We start from the raw sequence: 16,476 nt of genomic DNA, 5'->3' as shown, positions 1-16,476 counted from the left end.
CGTCAGTTGCCCATGTTCGAACCGCCCTTGGCGAACACCGCCGCGCCCGTCACCTTGTCGATGCCGCCGATGGCGCTGTCGAAGGAGTACACCACCCCGGCCCGCTCCGCTGCAGGCCCGGCGAAGAAACCATGGAAGCTGCCGTTCGGTGTGCTGCCGCATCCGCTGCAGCTGTCGAAGGAGCCGGCAAAGGCGGCCGTACCCGAATTGATCGATCCCGAACCGGAGACGTTGAACGTGACCGCGCTGACGGTGACGCCGAGATCCAGATCAGCCGTGTAGCTGCTGAAATCGGCGAGCAGCGTACCGCTGACCGCGCCACCCGGCGCGCCTCCCGAGGTGGTCGGCGTCGTTGCGCCACTGAGGCTGTAGGTCGCGCTGATGCCGCCGAGCGCCGCCAGATCCGGCGTGGCACGGCCGGTGACGTAATGCAGGTCGGCGATGACGTCGCCATCGCACGAAAAGCCGGAGCATGACGCGCTGGCCCAGCGGCCCCAGCCGATGATGCCGTCCTGTGCCGACTGCACGACGGTGCCTGAAGTCAGCACGCCGCTGTCGCCGTTGTCGGCTGACTTGAGTGCGCTGCCCTCGATGACCGTGGTGACACCGGTGAGCGTGACCAGGCCGCCATAGCCGCCGTACTGTTCGGTGTATTGCCCATACACGTAATAGCCGTCGCCCGACTGCAGGTCACCCTGCGGGTCCAGCCCGTCAAGCGTGACCAGATCGCCGTCGTCGTCGCGTTCCTCGCCAACGAGAAACACTTCATTGCTCACCGCTGGCTCGACGCCGCCCGACGCATTCGATGGCGGCGGCGGCGGCAGGTCTGTCTTGACCTCAATGATGACGGGTATCGTGTTCTGGTCTGCAACGTAGGCGCTCTGGCCATCCTCGACCGTCAGGCATCCGGCACCGTTGCACACATCGACGGCGCCATCGCCGGTCGTGACATTCACACTATTGCCGTAGGCCACGGAGAACTCGGTGCCGCGGATGCCGATGGTGGCGACCGAGGTGGTGAGCTTGTAGTTGCTGCGATTCGCCTTGCCGACCAGCCCGGTGATGGTGCGCAGACCGCCCTTGAGCAGATTGAAGAAGCCGCGGTCCTCGTCCGGTTTGCCGGCGAATGCGTACTGGTCGATGCGGAACTGTGTCTGCGGTTGCAGTGATACCAGCGCACCGTCTGTGAAGCGCATCTGGGCACGCCCGCTGCCGGTGTCGATGGTGTCGCCACTGCCCACCTGGGCGCCGCGCGTCAGCGGGCGGCTGCGTCCGTCCGCCGCGACCGCGCGGACTTCGCCGGCGGTGAATTCGACGCGTGCCGCACTGTCGGCATTCACGGCGAGCGGAAACGCGGCAGCCATGGCGAGCGCCAGCGGAACTGGCCTGAAAATCCGGATCATGGCGGTCTCCTAGAACGTACGGCGCACGGCGAACTGCGCAACGCCGCGGCGATAATCATTGATGCTGAAACTGGAATCGTTGCGCATCAGCGTGACCGACGGCGTCAACAACCAGCGTTCGGTCAGCGCGTAGGTTGCACCGAGCGACAGCGTGGTCAAGGTATCGTCGCGCACGCGCAGGAACAAGGGGTCGGGATTCTCGTAATCACGTGCTTCATGAGCGAGCGCGCCGAACAGCAGCCAGCGCGGGTCGAGCGTGTGCTGGGCGCCGACACGGAAGCCGATGACATCGTTGCCGGCGATATTGACGCCGGAAGGCAGATCGTTGCGACCGGTTTCGCTGCCCAGATAGAAACTGCCGAACATCATCGTCTTGCCACCCTGCAGCACGTGGGCGTGACCGACGCCGTAGATGTTCCGGTTGACGTCGCGTACGTCGTTGCTGCCGTCGTAGCGCAGGCGCACGTGCTGCATGAAGGCGGTCGTCTGGTTGCGCGCGTCGTGCGTGTGCTGCCATTGCAGGCTCAGGCCGGTGTAGTCGCGCAGCTTGTCGTTGTCCACCTCGAAGATGCCGCCCTGCAACGCGGCGGTGACGCGGTTCGCGCCACGTGTCCAGGCGACGCCTGCATTGCCGTCGACCGCGGTCGTGTCGAAGCGCGATTCACCGCCGTTGAAGCGACCGGCCCCGGACACGCCACCCACCACCGCCCACTCTCGACTGAGCGGAATTCGGGCATTGATGCCGCCGGCGAGTGACGAGAACCAGGCGTCTCGACTGCGGCTGTCGCCGGTCAGCGTGAAGTCGCCGATCAGCCCCGGAATCGCGACCGAGCCAGCCGACGTGGCGCTGTTCACATTGGTATCGCGCCCGACCGCCGCCTCGATGAAACCCGCGAATGACGGCTTGGGTTCTGTCGGAGCGCGGTCGATCGCCGACAGCAGACGGTCGAGCGAGCGCGCGACCTCCGGCGGCACATTCTGTCCGCGCACCGCCTGCAACTCGCGTTTTGCGCTCGCCGATTCGCCAAGCGCGAGATAGGCGCGACCGATTTCGGCGCGGGCACGCGCGTTATCCGGCTGCAACGCCAGCACCCGTTCGAGTGCGAACACCGCCAGCGTATGACGACCGGTTTCGACCGCAGCGATGCCGAGCAGCAGATCGAATTGCGGGTCGCCGGCACGTTCGCTTTCCTGCGGCGCCAGCAAGGCGTAGGCCGCTGCATGACGTCCCGCTTCAATGTGTGCCGCGGCCTGTTCGGTCACCGACTGCGCATGCGCCTGGCTACCCAGCCACAGCACGACAGCCGGAAGGTAGAGCCATCGTCGCAAACCAGAAGCGGACGCCCGATGGGCACGCCACGCTGACCTTTTCGTTGTTTTCATGTGTTCTCCCTGCCGCGGAAACATGCGGCAACTGAATATTCAGGCCCTCAATCTTTGCACCTCAAGACATGAAAAACAATAGGTTGCAACCGTTTTTTAAGGCTACTTCCTAAACAAATCTGTCATCTTTGCCGCTTCAGCGTTGCCATCGCATGACGACGCGGGATAATCCGACGCTCGCCCCGCACGGAGTCCGGCATGCCGTCACGCGCCCTCGCGTTGTTCATCACTGTCTTCTTGTCCGCTCCGCTGTACGCAGCAGAGCCTGCGGCACAGCGTTTCGAGCCGGTTACCCGCGTCGCCGATGCGCCACTGAAGCTCAATGGCGAAGGCATTCGCAGCCTTTATTCGCTCAAGGCGTACGCCATCGGGCTCTATCTGGGCGCACCCGCCGACAGCCTCGACAGCGCCATGGCAGTGCCGGGCGCCAAGCGGATCGAAATCGTGTCGATGGTCGATGTACCGGCCGAGCACTTCAACAAGCCGTTGATCCGCGGCATCAGGAAAAATCTTCCGCGAGAAGAGTACGAAGCGATGCAGCCGCGCATCAGGGCTTTTTCGGAACAGGTGCTGGCCATCGGATCCGTGAAATCTGGCAGCCGGCTGGCGCTGGACTGGATCCCCGGCCGCGGTACGCGCATCGTGGTCGATGGTCAGCCGTCGACCACGCTGATCAAGGGCGAAGATTTCTATCGCGGCCTGCTCGCGGTATGGATCGGCCCGGTGCCCACGCAGGACGATCTGAAGGTACAGCTGCTGGCGGGCCATACCGCGCAATGAGCACGGCGGAAGACGACTGGGACGTCATCGTTGGCGCACCGGGCTTCGCACTTGGCGTTCGGCTGATGGCAGACACGGTTGCCGGCATCGAATTCCTCGCTGCCGGGCTGACGCGCAGTGCGCGCTGCGCCCTTGGCCGCGAGGTCACAACCCAGCTCACGGCCTATCTGCGAGATCCGCTGACCCCGTTCGACCTGCCGCTTGCCATCGCCGGTTCGGCACATCAACGCACGGTCTGGCAGGTGATGCGGACGATCTCACCGGGGAGTACCTTGACCTACGGCGAAGTCGCGGCGCAGATCGGCAGTTCGCCACGCGCGGTCGGCGGCGCCTGCGGTGCCAACCGCTTTCCGGTCGTGATTCCCTGCCACCGCATCGTTGCGGCCGGCGGCAGGCTGGGTGGCTTCGCGCATTCGACCACCGGCTTCCTGCCCGGCATCAAGCACTGGCTGCTGACGCACGAGGCCGCCGCGGGCGGCTTCAGGCTGTCGGCGAACGGCCGCGCTCTATCGTCACGCCGACCTGACGCACATCTTTCATGATGCCGGTCTTGGCGATCGATATCTTGACCCATGGCGCCTTGAAGTCTTCGAGCATCATGTGGATGACGAATTCGCCCAGCGTTTCCAGAAGATTGAAGTGGCGCTGGCCCAGTTCGGCGCGGATGCGATTGACCACTTCGGCGTAGTCGATGGTGTCGTTGATGTCGTCGTTTTCGGCTGCGGCATCCGGAACGCCAAACGTCATGCTGATTTCCAGCTGTTGCGTATGCGCTTTTTCGCGGGCGTAAATACCGACCGAAGCGGTCACCTTCATGCCTTCGATGAATATGCAGTCCATGACTCGCGTGCTGCCTGTGTGGAACTAGAATGATCGGATTCTACGTCGGGCCCGTCACATATCGTGAATACCGCTTCAAGCATCGCCCTCGCTCTCGTCATCGGCTACGCCTTCGGATGCATCCCCTTCGCCGTCATCACCAGCAGGATCTTCGGACTCGCCGATCCGCGCACCTACGGCTCGGGCAATCCCGGTGCCACCAACGTGCTGCGCTCCGGCAACAAGAAGGCAGCAATTCTCACGCTGCTCGGTGACGCGCTGAAGGGGTGCGTTGCCGTATGGGTGGTGCGCGCACTGGGCATGGGCGACACCATGGCCCTGCTGGCCGGCGTTGCAGCTTTTGTCGGCCACGTCTTTCCTGCCACGCTGAGCTTTCGCGGCGGCAAGGGGGTTGCCACGGCGGCCGGTGTCATGCTGGTTGCTGTTCCCCAGGCAGGCATGATCGCACTCGGCATCTGGATAGCCATCGCGGCAGTCACCCGCTACTCATCGCTTGCTGCTCTGCTTGCCGCATGCAGCGCACCGATCACGGGCCTGCTCTACACCGGCTCAGCTGTGGTGTGCGGTGCATTCGCCGCGATGGCCGGACTGCTGATCTGGCGCCACGCCGAAAACATCCGCCGTCTGATGAATGGCAGCGAAAGCCGTATCGGGCGCAAGAAAACCGCCGCCGGCTGACGCGACACGTTCAGATCGTATCGAGCGCCCAGCGCGGCCGCACGGTTATTTCGCCGCCCGTCGATGTCTGTACCAGACCGGCCGCCAGCCGCAACGCGCCTGCAAAGGCGATCATTGCGCCGTTGTCAGTGCACAACGCCAGCTCCGGGTAGAACACACGGCCGCGCCGCTGCGCCAGTTCGACATCGAGCCGGCTGCGCAGGCGCCGGTTGGCACCGACGCCTCCGGCCACGACCAACTGGTTCAGGCGGGTGTGGCGCAGTGTGGCAAGACATTTTGCGACCAGCACGTCGACCACAGCCTCCTGGAATTCAGCCGCGAGGTCTGCCCGGGCAGCGTCTTCGACCCCCTTGTTGACCGTGTTGAGCACGGCTGTCTTCAGGCCTGAAAAACTGAAGTCGAAATCCCCGCTGCCCAGCATCGGGCGCGGCAGCTTGATGCGGCCCGCCACGCCATGCTCGGCCAGTGCCGCGAGCGCCGGACCACCCGGATAGGGCAGGCCGAGCAGCTTGGCGGTCTTGTCGAACGCCTCGCCTGCCGCGTCGTCCAGCGTTTCGCCAAGCAACTCATACGCACCGACGCCGGTTACCCGCATCAGCTGCGTATGACCGCCCGACACCAGCAGCGCCACGAACGGAAACGCCGGCGGGTCGGCCGACAGCAGTGGCGACAGCAGATGCCCTTCGAGGTGATGGATGGGGATCGCGGGCCGACCCAGCGAAAGTGCGAGCGACTCCGCAAACGCTGCACCGACCAGCAACGCCCCGGCCAGACCCGGTCCTGCGGTATAGGCCACCGCGCTGATGTCGCCTGCGGAGATACCTGCCTCGGCCACTACCTGACGGTACAGCGGCACGATGCGCCGCACGTGGTCGCGTGACGCAAGTTCGGGCACCACGCCGCCGTAGGCCTGGTGCAGATCGATCTGCGAATGCACGACGTGCGCCGCCAACCCGCGCACGTCGTGGTAAAGCGCCAGACCGGTTTCGTCGCACGACGATTCGATGCCAAGTATCCACATGACCGATATTGTAAGGGGCGCAACGTCGGTCAGGCTTGGCACACCGCCAACTAGGCGATATACTCACCGGCTTTCCGTTATGCGTTTGCTTCCATCCAGAGAAGTGGGCGCGCCATTGAGGGCTGTTGCATGCCGGGTATTCGCGTCAAGGAAAACGAACCGTTCGAAGTGGCGATCCGTCGCTTCAAGCGCACCATCGAAAAAGCAGGCACGCTGACCGAACTGCGCTCACGCGAGTTCTACGAGAAGCCCACCGCCGAGCGCAAGCGCAAGCTGGCTGCCGCGGTCAAGCGCCATCACAAGCGGCTGCGCAGCCAGACCCTGCCGCCGAAGCTGTACTGATCGCCGGGCCCTGCAAGGCTGCAGGGCTTGAATCAAAAAGCCGGATGCGCTCCACAGCGCCTTCGGCTTTTTGTGTTTCTTGCGCCCCTTCAACCGTTTTCGCTGCGAGCACCCGACCATGAGCCTGAAGGACCAGATCACCGAAGACATGAAATCGGCGATGCGCGCCAAGGACAGTGCGCGTCTGGGCACGATTCGCCTGCTGCTTGCGGCGATCAAGCAGAAGGAAGTCGATGAACGCATCGTGCTCGACGATGCACAGGTCACCGCGGTCATCGACAAGATGCTCAAGCAGCGGCGCGATTCGATCAGTCAGTTCGAAAGCGCAGGCCGGCAGGATCTGGTCGACGCGGAAAAGGCCGAACTCGAAATCCTGACTGCCTACATGCCGCAGCAACTGGGCGCCGACGAGGTGCGCGCCGTCATCGCCGAGGTGATTGCGGCGGTCGGAGCAACCGGTCCGGCCGACATGGGAAAGGTCATGGGTCCGTTGAAGGCGAAGCTGGCCGGCAGGACCGACATGACCGCCGCATCGGCACTCGTGAAGTCCGCGCTCGGCGGCGCTGGCGGCTGACCGGGCGCGGGCATGATCCCGCAGTCCTTCATCCAGGAACTGCTCAATCGGGTCGACATCGTCGATGTGGTGGAGCGCCACGTGCCGCTGAAGAAGGCCGGCGCCAACTACCAGGCCTGCTGCCCGTTCCACAGCGAGAAGTCGCCCTCCTTCACGGTCAGCCCGACCAAGCAGTTCTATCACTGCTTCGGCTGCGGCGCCCACGGCAGCGCCATCGGTTTCCTGATGGAATATTCCGGCCTGCCGTATCCGGAAGCGATAGAGGAACTGGCGCGCCAGGCCGGCATGACCGTGCCACGGGAGGATTTCACGCCCGAAATGGCGCAGCGCCGCCAGCAGGCCGCTTCGCTGACCGAACTGATGGCGCGCGCCGCGAATCACTACAAGCAGCAGCTCAAGAAGACGCCGCGCGCCATCGACTACCTCAAGGGGCGTGGTCTGTCGGGCGAGGTCGCTGCGCGTTTCGGCATCGGTTATGCACCCGATGGCTGGCAAGGTCTGCGTGACGCCTTTGACGACTACGAGGCGCCCGGGCTGAACGAGTGCGGCCTGGTCATCGACGCCGAGGCGTCAGACGGCCAGGAAAAAGGACGGCGCTATGACCGCTTCCGCGACCGGATCATGTTTCCCATCTTCGACGCCCGCAACAACGTGATCGGCTTCGGCGGTCGCGTGCTCGACAAGGGTGAGCCGAAGTACCTGAACTCCCCTGAAACCCCCCTGTTCTCGAAGGGCCGCGAGCTGTACGGCCTGACGCAGGCGCGCACGGCGATCCGCGACGACGGCTTCGTTCTGGTGGTCGAAGGCTATATGGACGTCGTCGCGCTTGCGCAGTTCGGCGTCGGCAACGCGGTCGCCACGCTCGGTACCGCCACCACAGCCGAGCATATCCACAAGCTGTTCCGCCAGACCGACCGCATCGTGTTCTGCTTCGATGGAGATCGCGCCGGTCGCAAGGCCGCCTGGCGTGCGCTCGAATCGGCGCTGACCGAACTCGCCGACGGTCGATCGGCATCGTTTCTGTTCCTGCCGCCAGAACACGATCCGGACAGCTTCGTGCGCGAACAGGGCGCCGACCGCTTCCGCCAGCTTGCGCTGTCGGCTCAGCCGCTGAGCGAATACCTGCTGCACGAGCTAGAGGCGCGCTGCGATACGCACAGCGCCGAAGGGCGCGCACAGCTGGTGACGGAGGCGAAGCCGTTGGTCACGCAGGTGCCGGCCGGCGCACTGCGCACGCAGTTGCTCCATCTGCTTGCGCCGGCGGTCGGCCTGTCAGCGGCCGAACTGGCCGAGGCGTGCGGGCTGCGCATGCCTCGGCGCGGCAGCTATCCGGCGCGCGCGCCGGCAGCGGCGCCACGCACCGCGCCGTCCTCACCCGCCCGCAAGTTGCTGTGCATCGTGATGCAGCGCCCGGAACTGAGCCTGCGGCTGGGTCATCTGGAATTCGTGGAGGAAGACAGCTGGCTGCAGGCGGTGCAGGCCGTGGCGGACTGCCTGGAACATGGCGACATCGAATCGCCGAACGCCGCCGCGCTGATGGAATTCTTCCGGGACAGCCCGCACGGAGCCCTGATGACCGAAGCTGCAGCCAGCTCGCTGGAGGATGTAGCCGACGAAGGTGCGCTGCCGCACATGTTCGACGACACCATCCTGCATCTGCGACGTGCCGGAATATCGAATGCGATCAAGCGCTTGACTGAGCTGAGCCGGCAGTCCGGGCTGACCCCGGCGCAGCAGGAAGAGCTGCATCGTCTGCTGAAGGAAAAGGCCGGCACTTGAAACAGGCCGACGTGCCCCCTAAAACACGTATAATGACGGGTTCCCCTATTGAACGTTCGCCGGCGGCGCTGGCGCCCTTCCGGGCATCGCCGAACTCGTCGGGCGCAACGTACTCGAACCGTAGCGCAAGCCGAACCGTAGAGCGAATCGCAAAAACGTTAGCCGGATGCCCTTGCAGCATTCCGGGCCGCCACATCGCGGGGTGTCACATCGATGCCGGCGGACGATATTCCGATGGTCGGAAGATCGTTGGTAACACGCAGATCTGAGGAATTACATGGTCGCCAAGGACAAGTCGAAGGATACACGCAAGCAGGTAGCGGTCGAAGAAACACCTGTTGCCGCCGCCAACCCGACTGAAGCAGCCGCACCGAAGCCCACCGCGGCACGCGCCGCAAAGCCCGCAAAGGCCGCCACCGCCGCCAGCAAGGCGAAGGAACTGAAAGCTGCCAAGGCAGCCGGCGCCGTCGCAAATGCACTGCCGATGGACGCCGACCAGCGCCGCCTGCGCCTGAAGACGCTTATCGCGCTCGGCAAGGAACGTGGCTACCTGACCTACGCCGAAATCAACGACCACCTGCCGGACGACATCGTCGATGCCGAGCAGATAGAGTCGATCATTTCGACCTTCAACGACATGGGCATCCGTGTCTTTGATGAAGCCCCCGCATCGGAAGACCTGCTGATGGGCGAAAACGCCCCGGCTGTGGTCGACGCGTCGGAAGTCGAGGAGGAAGCCGAACAGGCGCTGTCCACGGTGGAATCGGAATTCGGCCGCACGACCGATCCGGTGCGCATGTACATGCGCGAGATGGGTACGGTCGAGCTGCTGACGCGCGAGGGCGAGATCGAGATCGCCAAGCGCATCGAAGACGGCCTGCGCCACATGATCCAGGCCATCTCAGCCTGCCCGACGACGATTGCCGAAATCCTCGACATGGCCGACAAGGTCGCGCGCGAGGAAATGCGCATCGACGAGCTGATCGACGGCCTCATCGATCCGAATGCGGTCGAGGAAGAAGCCGCGGCGGCGCCGGAGCCGGCCGTCGACGAGGACAGCGAAGAGGACGACGAGGAAGAAGAGGACGAAGCCGGCGCGATGAGCGCCTCGCTGATCCAGCTCAAGGCCGACGCACTCGAACGCTTCGAGAACATCCGCGCGTTCTACACGAAGATGCAGGCCACGCTGGACAAGAAGGGCTCGCAGGACAAGATCTACCTGAAGCTGCAGAAGCAGCTGTCCGACGAACTGATGAACATCCGCTTCACCGCCCGCATGATCGAAAAGTTGTGCGATTCGGTACGTGGCATGGTCGAGTCGGCACGCAAGCACGAGCGCAAGATTCTGGAACTGTGCGTGGACAAGGGCAACATGCCGCGTTCGCACTTCATCAAGGTGTTCCCCGGCAACGAGGTCAATATCGACTGGCTGAAGGGTGAAATCACCGCTGCCAAGTCGAACGGCGCGCAATTGCTTCGCGCCGCGCCGGCCATCATCGAGGAACAGGGCAAGCTGATCGACATCCAGGACCGCATCGGTCTGCCGCTGAAGGAACTGAAGGACATCAACAAGCAGATGTCCACCGGTGAAGCCAAGATGCGCCGCGCCAAGCGCGAAATGACCGAAGCCAACCTGCGTCTGGTCATTTCGATCGCGAAGAAGTACACCAACCGCGGCCTGCAGTTCCTTGACCTGATCCAGGAAGGCAACATCGGCCTGATGAAGGCGGTGGACAAGTTCGAATACCGTCGCGGCTACAAATTCTCGACCTATGCGACCTGGTGGATCCGCCAGGCGATCACGCGTTCCATCGCCGATCAGGCGCGCACCATCCGCATTCCGGTGCACATGATCGAAACGATCAACAAGATGAACCGTATCTCCCGCCAGATCCTGCAGGAAACCGGTGCCGAGCCGGACCCGGCGACGCTGGCGATCCGCATGGAAATGCCGGAAGAGAAGATCCGGAAAATCCTGAAAATCAGCAAGGAGCCGATCTCGATGGAAACGCCGATCGGCGACGATGACGATTCCCATCTCGGCGACTTCATCGAAGATACCGCAACGCTGGCGCCGACAGACGCCGCGCTGTTTGCCAGCCTGCGCGACATCACGAAGGAAGTGCTGGACAGCCTGACGCCACGTGAAGCCAAGGTGCTGCGCATGCGCTTCGGCATTGAAATGAATACCGACCATACTCTGGAAGAGGTCGGCAAACAGTTCGACGTGACGCGCGAGCGCATCCGCCAGATCGAAGCCAAGGCGCTGCGCAAGCTGCGTCATCCGTCGCGTTCGGAGAAGCTGCGCAGCTTCCTCGACACGGAGACCTGATTTCGGGTGCATCCTCACCCGGAGTCTTGATCGACAACAGGGAGGATGCACCGTGAAAACGATAGCCCAGGTACTTGAAGGAAAAGCCGCCCCGATCGCGACGATGGAGGCGGATCGCACGGTGCTCGACGCATTGCGCCTCCTTGCGGAGCACGGCATCGGCGCGGTGCTGATCACCGATGACGGCAGGCTTGCCGGCATTTTTTCGGAACGCGACTACGCCCGGCGCGTGGTACTCGAAGGAAAAAGCTCTTCGACGACACCACTGCGCGAGGTGATGACGAGCAAGCTCATCCACGTGACGCCAGTCAATACGGTGGACGACGCGATGCAGCTCATGACCGACAAGCGCATACGTCACCTCCCGGTGCTCGACGAAGCCGGTACGCTGGTCGGCGTCGTGTCCATCGGCGACATGGTCAAGGAAACCATCGCTTACCAGCAGTTCCTGATCCGGCAACTCGAAAGCTATATCACCAGCTGAACCAGCGGCACCCCCATTTCGTCGGCGTGCGTACCGCCGTGGACGCCTGCAAGACGGTGCCTGCGCTCGCCTGGCATGGTGTCGCGCAGCGTCCAGTCATCCCGCATTTCCAGCGTGAAGTCGCCGACGCGCGACAGTAGCTTCGGATGGGGCGCACCGGGCCCGAAGCGCCCGGCCGCCTGCAGATCGGCCGAGCGCCACACGGTACAGGCGTGATCAAGCGCCTGCACCGCGCGCTCGAAATCGAGCCCGCGCCCCGGCTTCACGTGACAGAACACCGTCCGTCGTTCGCCGGACAGCGGACCGGCGAGACAATCGGCGAGCGGCGGCAAGTCCTCCATGTCGATCAAGCGCTGCGGCGGACCATCGATGAAACCGTGATCGGCAGTCACCAGCAGCAACGAGTCGCGTCGTGGCTGCGCTTGCACCCAGCGGCCCAGCGCAGCGTCGGCAGCGCGCAGCAGGGCACCCGCCTCGTCAGACGCCGCGCCGCGCTGATGGGCGCAATGATCGAAATCCGGCCAATAGGCATAGACGTAGGACGGTGGGGACGGCGCTCGCAGCGCGCAGTCGATCTGGTCCAGCATGTCCGGAAAACCATTGTGGCCGATGCGCCGCGCCCCTGCGCTGTGGCGCCGGTTGAACGGCGAATCGACGATGTCGGCCGGGGAAACGAGGCAGCTGTCGCCGGGCAGCGAAGCGAACATCGACGGCGTGCAGCACACCCGTGCCAATATTTCGTCAGGCGTCAGCGTCAGCTCAGAAACGTCGTGCGAACCGCGTGGCGTGACCGGCAGGATGGCCAGCACCCGCCCATCGACCCCCGGTTCGTCGAAGCGTACGTGCCAGCCCGTCAATCCGTGCACCGCAGGCGCGCGCGCGGTCATGAAGGTCGTGATCGCTGCCGCCGTGGTGGAGGGAAAAACCGATGTCAGTGCGTGTGCACAGTGGCGCCGCAGAAAGCTGTCGTCCGGCAGCAGGTCAAGCTGCTTCATGCCGACGCCATCGAGCACCAGCAGCACGATAGTGCGTGCGTCGCGCCAATCCGACGTCACGACCTCGCGCAAACCCTGCCCGGCAGCCATGCCACCCCGCGCACGCACCACGCTGTCCATAAGATCGACGATCGACCCGCCTTCGAAATCCGGCCACATGCCGCGCTGCATCCTCCACAAGGGACGCCGTCTGGATGTCCGGTTGTCCGAACCCCAGGGCGCTTTGATATAGTACGCGCCCTTGCCGGGCCTCTAGCTCATGCTTGGTTAGAGCAGCGGACTCATAATCCGTTGGTGCCGAGTTCGACTCTCGGGGGGCCCACCAAAACACTCAGTCCTGACGCGGGTTTCAGGGCTTCGGCGGAAAGCTGAGGTGCGCACTAAGCGCACTATCAGCGCACTATTTCGCGGGATCGACCAGCTTCCCGCGTCGGATGTAGTGGCGCTGTGTCGTCGCAATCTGCTTGTGTCCGAGCATGGCCTGCGCCCGGTTGATGTCGTCCATGTCGGTCGCCACCTTCGGCCGGATGTCCCTGAACTGGTAGGCCTTGCCCACACCTGACAGCGTGCGGGCAGCCGAGAAGCGCCGCACGAAGGTGTCGTACGTCAGCGCCTGGCCATCGTCGTCCTGAACGAGATAGATGGACGTTGCCGTGCGCTTGCGCGTCCTGATTTCCTCGAGCAGCGCCCCCAGCTCGTTGAGCGCGCCTGCTTCGTCGCGCAGTCGGAAGCGAACCGCTGTGCCGGTCTTCGTGCGCTGCATGCGCAGGATGTCGCCGTCGATCTGCCGCGTGGTCGCGGCGAGGATGACCCCGATGTCCGCCGCCGTCATCTTGCCGATCCGCATCGCGTCTTTCACCGACTGGTCGCCTGCCAGCAGGATGGCGCTGTAGACGGCGTCCGTCATGTAGACGCTGCGGCCGGTCTCCCTGTTCTTCCGCACGCCCTGGCACGGGTTCGTCTGTGACGTGTAGCCGTGCTCGCGCGACCAGTTCCAGAGCACCGAAAGGAGCGCGATCTCCCTGTTTGCCTGGATGGGCGCTTTCTCGGACCGCACCCGCCGATACTCGGCGACGTCCGAGGGGGTGACGCTATCCAGAGCCGACTGCCCGAACACCGATATCAGGTTATCGAGCTGGCGCAGGTAGTCGCGCTGCGTCTTCGCGGCCTTGCTCGGGATGTACTGCTCGCGGAATTTGCCGGCGACGGCGCCGAACGTGACGGCGTCAGGGTTCAGGCGCACGCCTTCGCGCTGCGCCCACTCGATCAAGGCTTTCGGCAGATCGTCGGCCGGAGCGACCTTCGTCTCGCGACGGTTCAGGTCGCGGTAGTAGTAGCCGTCGCGCTTCAGGTAGAGGCGTTCGGGCAGGCCACGATTGACGGTGCGACGACGTCCCATAGGGTTCAGGCTGCGATGGCCGAAAAGTTGTGCTTCGTACCGGCGTGCACGGTCGGGGCTGTGGATTTTGCTCCGGTCATCCTCGCGTGCCAATACTCGCGGAGCACACGGATATGACCGGTTTCGGCCACGGCATGCGGCCAGCCCTGTGCCGTGAGCCACGCCTGCTGACGGCGGCGGTGTGCGCAGCCAGTCAGCTCGCGCAGTTCTGCGGTTGATAGATACGTGTCAGATCCCATCATCGTCGTCCTCGTTCGGCTCCTGAACACTCCAGCCTCGTGATCGCAGAAACTGAGCAGCGCGCTTCTCATCGTCGGTGACCACGCCGGAGATCCATTCCCACATCCCATCGTGAAAGCGGACCCGGCCGACACGGATGTGATAGCTGAGCGCTCCCCATACGATCGATGACGTCAGGCCGGCGGCCTCACAGAGCTCGGCAGTGGTCACTTTTCGCAAGTCTCGGACCATGGCCAGCAGCTTCTGCGGCCTCGCGCTTGCGCGTGTGCGCGGCACTGCATGCCTGGCGCTGGCCCAGCGGACATGGTCGGAAAACGCGGTGGCGGTCATGAGCACACCTCTGCAGCTGATGACATCCAGACCGCGGCTGGCTTCCCGCGCCAGTCGTAACCACCGATCCATTCCCCGGACAGCCCCATGTCTCCGAAGGGCATCACGGCGAGGATCCGACCGGTCGTAATGAGTGCGGCAGCATCCCGCATCGATCGAGCAAAGCCGATGTCAGCCGGCAAGAGGCCGATCACCGCAACGTCGAACAGCTCACCATCAAGCCACTGCGCGTCCGTCCAGGTGAGCAGCGATGCTCTCAGGGCCCGGAAGCCACGCGCGCGCAGCTGGTCGACGAGCGCGATGTCTCCGACAAGGCACGTGACCTGCGCCGCGACCGGCTGGAACGAGTCGAGCAACGGGACAACGTCGCCGGCGAGCAGTACTCGCTGGCCCTTCTTGATGTCCGCAGTCTGATACGCGAAGTTCGCTGCGGACAGTGCTGTGATGTTCATGGTCAGAACCTCCCGTCAAGGAAAGAGGCGTACTCGCGCAGATCGGACTCAAGGCGCAGCCGTCCGTCCGCGGCGCCCATTTTTTCGTCACCGCTGCCGTCGTTGCATTCGTTGCAGGCTCGCAAGAAGTCTCGGAGCGAGTCGGCGGCGACTTCGAGCTTCTTCGCGCAGTGCGCTGCCGCTGCTTTCCGTCGTGCTTCAGCCTTAGCCCGTCTCTTCTTGTCTTGCTCGCTGGTCCAGTCCTCGCCGGTCATGGCCATCTGCGTGCCCTTCGGGTACAGGCCGAAGTGTTCGTATTCGATGTTCATGGTCGTCACCTCAGAATGGGATGTCATCGTCCATGCCGCCGAAGCCGCCAGACGACGCAGGCGGCGCTGCTGGACGCTGCTGCCGGCTCAGCTGGCTGGACTGCGGCGCCGGCTGGCTGTAGTCGCCGCCGTTGCCACCACCATCACCGCTGCTACCGGAGTTCTGCTTGCCCCCCAGCATCTGCATCGAGTCGGCGCGGATCTCGGTCGTGTACCTGTCGTTGCCGTCCTTGTCCTGCCACTTGCGGGTGCGCAGGCTGCCCTCGACATAAACCGCCGATCCCTTGCGCAGGTACTGGCCGGCGATCTCCGCCAGCCGGCCGAAGAAGGCGACGCGATGCCACTCGGTCTGTTCCTTCTTCTCGCCGGTGGCCTTGTCCTTCCAGCTGTCGGTGGTCGCGACGGTGATGTTGCAGATCACGTCGCCACTAGGGGTATGGCGTGTTTCTGGATCGCGGCCGAGATTGCCGACCAGGATCACCTTGTTGACTGATGCCATCAGGCGGTTCCTCCAAATAGATCGCCCTGTGCGGGCTCGTTGCGCACGGCGGCAGCCCGGCGCCGGCATTGAGCGGCCCACTCCAGGAGCTTGAAGCTCCATATGCGGTGACGGCCGGTGAAGTGGCGGGACTGCGCGAGATAGATCCGGGCGGCGCGGATGAGGGCTGCGCGCTCGGTCATGGCGCGCTATCCCCTGGCGTCGGACTGGTCCGCACGCCTTGTAGGCGATGGGAATAAACTGAGCGAACTGTCCAGTCCAGGAGATTCTTATGGCGAAGTTCGGCGTAACCCATGTGCGTCTGAATGCTGACGGCTCGATCGACGACGTATGCGTCGTGGGATTCATGCAGCCGGATCCGGAATCCCCGCCTGGTTTGCTGCCCACGACCGACTTTCTTCCGTTGGGGCTTGACGATCTGGTCAACAACCTTGTCGGCGGAGACACTGCAGTGACGTTGCACTGGGACGAAGCGAGTGGTACCTACGCACCGGGGGACCGTGTCGTTGTCACTACGACGAAGGGCAATCACGAAACCTTGCAGAGCGTGGATTTGGACGGCAAGCCAACGCCGACGCTGCAGATCCTTCCGAAAATGAACTGACTGCGAATGTTTGATCGAGACTATCTCCCATTT

The 16,476-nt window shown here is 63.9% G+C and carries 21 protein-coding genes and 1 tRNA gene; 10 read left to right on the top strand and 12 right to left on the bottom strand.

Annotated features, from left to right (window positions below):
- Nucleotides 1-2: 2 nt before the first annotated feature.
- Together NMQ16_RS12290 and NMQ16_RS12285 are read right to left on the bottom strand one after the other, a co-directional pair.
- A complete protein-coding gene (locus NMQ16_RS12290) occupies nt 3-1,403 on the bottom strand; it encodes a FecR family protein (protein WP_257080993.1) in 1,401 nt (466 codons plus the stop codon).
- 9 nt (nt 1,404-1,412) lie between these two features.
- Nucleotides 1,413-2,786: a tetratricopeptide repeat protein gene (locus NMQ16_RS12285; RefSeq protein ID WP_257080992.1), complete on the bottom strand. Its 1,374-nt coding sequence runs from the start codon at nt 2,784-2,786 to the stop codon at nt 1,413-1,415.
- 198 nt (nt 2,787-2,984) lie between these two features.
- On the opposite strand from NMQ16_RS12285, the gene NMQ16_RS12280 reads away from it, so the two are divergent.
- The gene (locus NMQ16_RS12280; protein ID WP_257080991.1) at nt 2,985-3,566 is read left to right on the top strand and encodes a chalcone isomerase family protein; all 582 of its coding nucleotides are present in this window, start codon (nt 2,985-2,987) and stop codon (nt 3,564-3,566) included.
- Entirely contained in the window at nt 3,563-4,108 is a 546-nt protein-coding gene (locus tag NMQ16_RS12275; protein WP_257080990.1) for a methylated-DNA--[protein]-cysteine S-methyltransferase, read from the top strand. Before NMQ16_RS12280 ends, NMQ16_RS12275 begins: the two co-directional genes overlap by 4 nt.
- On the opposite strand, the gene NMQ16_RS12270 is transcribed toward NMQ16_RS12275, so the two are convergent.
- The gene (locus NMQ16_RS12270; RefSeq protein ID WP_069039234.1) at nt 4,047-4,406 is read right to left on the bottom strand and encodes a dihydroneopterin aldolase; all 360 of its coding nucleotides are present in this window, start codon (nt 4,404-4,406) and stop codon (nt 4,047-4,049) included. The genes NMQ16_RS12275 and NMQ16_RS12270 overlap by 62 nt on opposite strands.
- Before the next feature lie 63 nt (nt 4,407-4,469).
- On the opposite strand from NMQ16_RS12270, the gene plsY reads away from it, so the two are divergent.
- Nucleotides 4,470-5,084 (top strand): glycerol-3-phosphate 1-O-acyltransferase PlsY, encoded by a 615-nt coding sequence (gene plsY, locus NMQ16_RS12265; protein WP_257080988.1) that lies wholly within the window; start codon nt 4,470-4,472, stop codon nt 5,082-5,084.
- A gap of 10 nt (nt 5,085-5,094) precedes the next feature.
- Here plsY and tsaD read toward each other — a convergent pair whose 3' ends face one another.
- On the bottom strand, nt 5,095-6,105 hold the full coding sequence (gene tsaD / locus NMQ16_RS12260) for a tRNA (adenosine(37)-N6)-threonylcarbamoyltransferase complex transferase subunit TsaD (protein ID WP_257080987.1): 1,011 nt from the start codon (nt 6,103-6,105) through the stop codon (nt 5,095-5,097).
- 129 nt (nt 6,106-6,234) lie between these two features.
- Here tsaD and rpsU point away from each other — a divergent pair, with 129 nt between their 5' ends.
- The 5 genes from rpsU (at nt 6,235) to NMQ16_RS12235 (ending at nt 11,616) form a co-directional block, all read left to right on the top strand.
- Nucleotides 6,235-6,447, top strand: a complete 213-nt coding sequence (gene rpsU, locus NMQ16_RS12255) for a 30S ribosomal protein S21 (RefSeq protein WP_008061479.1) — start codon at nt 6,235-6,237, stop codon at nt 6,445-6,447.
- A 118-nt stretch (nt 6,448-6,565) separates the two neighbouring features.
- Nucleotides 6,566-7,021: a GatB/YqeY domain-containing protein gene (locus NMQ16_RS12250; RefSeq protein ID WP_257080983.1), complete on the top strand. Its 456-nt coding sequence runs from the start codon at nt 6,566-6,568 to the stop codon at nt 7,019-7,021.
- A gap of 12 nt (nt 7,022-7,033) precedes the next feature.
- Entirely contained in the window at nt 7,034-8,800 is a 1,767-nt protein-coding gene (gene dnaG, locus NMQ16_RS12245; RefSeq protein WP_257080981.1) for a DNA primase, read from the top strand.
- 277 nt (nt 8,801-9,077) lie between these two features.
- Complete coding sequence (gene rpoD / locus NMQ16_RS12240; protein WP_257080980.1) at nt 9,078-11,132, top strand: RNA polymerase sigma factor RpoD; 2,055 nt, start codon at nt 9,078-9,080, stop codon at nt 11,130-11,132.
- A 52-nt stretch (nt 11,133-11,184) separates the two neighbouring features.
- The gene (locus tag NMQ16_RS12235; protein ID WP_257080979.1) at nt 11,185-11,616 is read left to right on the top strand and encodes a CBS domain-containing protein; all 432 of its coding nucleotides are present in this window, start codon (nt 11,185-11,187) and stop codon (nt 11,614-11,616) included.
- Here the strand turns inward: NMQ16_RS12235 and NMQ16_RS12230 are convergent.
- A complete protein-coding gene (locus tag NMQ16_RS12230; RefSeq protein WP_257080978.1) occupies nt 11,601-12,770 on the bottom strand; it encodes an alkaline phosphatase family protein in 1,170 nt (389 codons plus the stop codon). The two genes, NMQ16_RS12235 and NMQ16_RS12230, sit on opposite strands and share 16 nt — an antisense overlap.
- An 87-nt stretch (nt 12,771-12,857) precedes the next feature.
- Here NMQ16_RS12230 and NMQ16_RS12225 point away from each other — a divergent pair.
- Nucleotides 12,858-12,936, top strand: a tRNA-Ile gene (locus NMQ16_RS12225).
- A gap of 75 nt (nt 12,937-13,011) precedes the next feature.
- Here NMQ16_RS12225 and NMQ16_RS12220 read toward each other — a convergent pair.
- From NMQ16_RS12220 to NMQ16_RS12190, 7 genes are read right to left on the bottom strand one after another with little or no spacing between them, the layout of a single operon-like run.
- Nucleotides 13,012-14,010, bottom strand: a complete 999-nt coding sequence (locus NMQ16_RS12220; RefSeq protein WP_257080977.1) for a tyrosine-type recombinase/integrase — start codon at nt 14,008-14,010, stop codon at nt 13,012-13,014.
- 5 nt (nt 14,011-14,015) lie between these two features.
- Nucleotides 14,016-14,249, bottom strand: coding sequence for a DUF4224 domain-containing protein (locus NMQ16_RS12215; RefSeq protein ID WP_257080976.1), 234 nt, complete (start codon nt 14,247-14,249; stop codon nt 14,016-14,018).
- Nucleotides 14,239-14,580 carry a hypothetical protein gene (locus tag NMQ16_RS12210; RefSeq protein WP_257080975.1) on the bottom strand — a complete coding sequence of 114 codons (342 nt, stop codon included), beginning with the start codon at nt 14,578-14,580 and terminating at the stop codon, nt 14,239-14,241. Before NMQ16_RS12210 ends, NMQ16_RS12215 begins: the two co-directional genes overlap by 11 nt.
- A complete protein-coding gene (locus NMQ16_RS12205) occupies nt 14,577-15,032 on the bottom strand; it encodes a hypothetical protein (protein ID WP_257080973.1) in 456 nt (151 codons plus the stop codon). The genes NMQ16_RS12210 and NMQ16_RS12205 overlap by 4 nt, the downstream gene beginning before the upstream one ends.
- A 2-nt stretch (nt 15,033-15,034) precedes the next feature.
- Nucleotides 15,035-15,340, bottom strand: a complete 306-nt coding sequence (locus tag NMQ16_RS12200; protein WP_257080971.1) for a hypothetical protein — start codon at nt 15,338-15,340, stop codon at nt 15,035-15,037.
- A gap of 10 nt (nt 15,341-15,350) precedes the next feature.
- Entirely contained in the window at nt 15,351-15,839 is a 489-nt protein-coding gene (gene ssb / locus NMQ16_RS12195) for a single-stranded DNA-binding protein (RefSeq protein ID WP_257080969.1), read from the bottom strand.
- Entirely contained in the window at nt 15,839-16,021 is a 183-nt protein-coding gene (locus NMQ16_RS12190; RefSeq protein WP_257080967.1) for a hypothetical protein, read from the bottom strand. Before NMQ16_RS12190 ends, ssb begins: the two co-directional genes overlap by 1 nt.
- An 89-nt stretch (nt 16,022-16,110) precedes the next feature.
- Between NMQ16_RS12190 and NMQ16_RS12185 the strand changes: the two genes are divergently transcribed.
- The gene (locus NMQ16_RS12185; RefSeq protein WP_257080966.1) at nt 16,111-16,443 is read left to right on the top strand and encodes a hypothetical protein; all 333 of its coding nucleotides are present in this window, start codon (nt 16,111-16,113) and stop codon (nt 16,441-16,443) included.
- Nucleotides 16,444-16,476: the final 33 nt, after the last annotated feature.

This window comes from Methyloversatilis sp. XJ19-49, assembly GCF_024580145.1.
Lineage (GTDB): Bacteria > Pseudomonadota > Gammaproteobacteria > Burkholderiales > Rhodocyclaceae > Methyloversatilis.
The sequence above is the reverse complement of the archived record's forward strand: the minus strand, read 5'-3'. Positions and strand labels throughout refer to the sequence as shown.

Bases quoted from the DNA above. Each gene is read 5' to 3' on its own strand.
- NMQ16_RS12250 (WP_257080983.1), top strand. From the start codon at position 6,566: ATGAGCCTGAAGGACCAGATCACCGAAGACATGAAATCGGCGATGCGC.
- NMQ16_RS12270 (WP_069039234.1), bottom strand. From the start codon at position 4,406: ATGGACTGCATATTCATCGAAGGCATGAAGGTGACCGCTTCGGTCGGT.
- NMQ16_RS12190 (WP_257080967.1), bottom strand. From the start codon at position 16,021: ATGACCGAGCGCGCAGCCCTCATCCGCGCCGCCCGGATCTATCTCGCG.
- NMQ16_RS12205 (WP_257080973.1), bottom strand. From the start codon at position 15,032: ATGAACATCACAGCACTGTCCGCAGCGAACTTCGCGTATCAGACTGCG.
- NMQ16_RS12285 (WP_257080992.1), bottom strand. From the start codon at position 2,786: ATGAAAACAACGAAAAGGTCAGCGTGGCGTGCCCATCGGGCGTCCGCT.
- NMQ16_RS12200 (WP_257080971.1), bottom strand. From the start codon at position 15,340: ATGAACATCGAATACGAACACTTCGGCCTGTACCCGAAGGGCACGCAG.
- rpsU (WP_008061479.1), top strand. From the start codon at position 6,235: ATGCCGGGTATTCGCGTCAAGGAAAACGAACCGTTCGAAGTGGCGATC.
- ssb (WP_257080969.1), bottom strand. From the start codon at position 15,839: ATGGCATCAGTCAACAAGGTGATCCTGGTCGGCAATCTCGGCCGCGAT.
- NMQ16_RS12230 (WP_257080978.1), bottom strand. From the start codon at position 12,770: ATGTGGCCGGATTTCGAAGGCGGGTCGATCGTCGATCTTATGGACAGC.
- tsaD (WP_257080987.1), bottom strand. From the start codon at position 6,105: ATGTGGATACTTGGCATCGAATCGTCGTGCGACGAAACCGGTCTGGCG.
- NMQ16_RS12185 (WP_257080966.1), top strand. From the start codon at position 16,111: ATGGCGAAGTTCGGCGTAACCCATGTGCGTCTGAATGCTGACGGCTCG.
- NMQ16_RS12215 (WP_257080976.1), bottom strand. From the start codon at position 14,249: ATGGGATCTGACACGTATCTATCAACCGCAGAACTGCGCGAGCTGACT.
- rpoD (WP_257080980.1), top strand. From the start codon at position 9,078: ATGGTCGCCAAGGACAAGTCGAAGGATACACGCAAGCAGGTAGCGGTC.
- dnaG (WP_257080981.1), top strand. From the start codon at position 7,034: ATGATCCCGCAGTCCTTCATCCAGGAACTGCTCAATCGGGTCGACATC.
- NMQ16_RS12280 (WP_257080991.1), top strand. From the start codon at position 2,985: ATGCCGTCACGCGCCCTCGCGTTGTTCATCACTGTCTTCTTGTCCGCT.
- NMQ16_RS12290 (WP_257080993.1), bottom strand. From the start codon at position 1,403: ATGATCCGGATTTTCAGGCCAGTTCCGCTGGCGCTCGCCATGGCTGCC.
- NMQ16_RS12220 (WP_257080977.1), bottom strand. From the start codon at position 14,010: ATGGGACGTCGTCGCACCGTCAATCGTGGCCTGCCCGAACGCCTCTAC.
- NMQ16_RS12275 (WP_257080990.1), top strand. From the start codon at position 3,563: ATGAGCACGGCGGAAGACGACTGGGACGTCATCGTTGGCGCACCGGGC.
- NMQ16_RS12210 (WP_257080975.1), bottom strand. From the start codon at position 14,580: ATGACCGCCACCGCGTTTTCCGACCATGTCCGCTGGGCCAGCGCCAGG.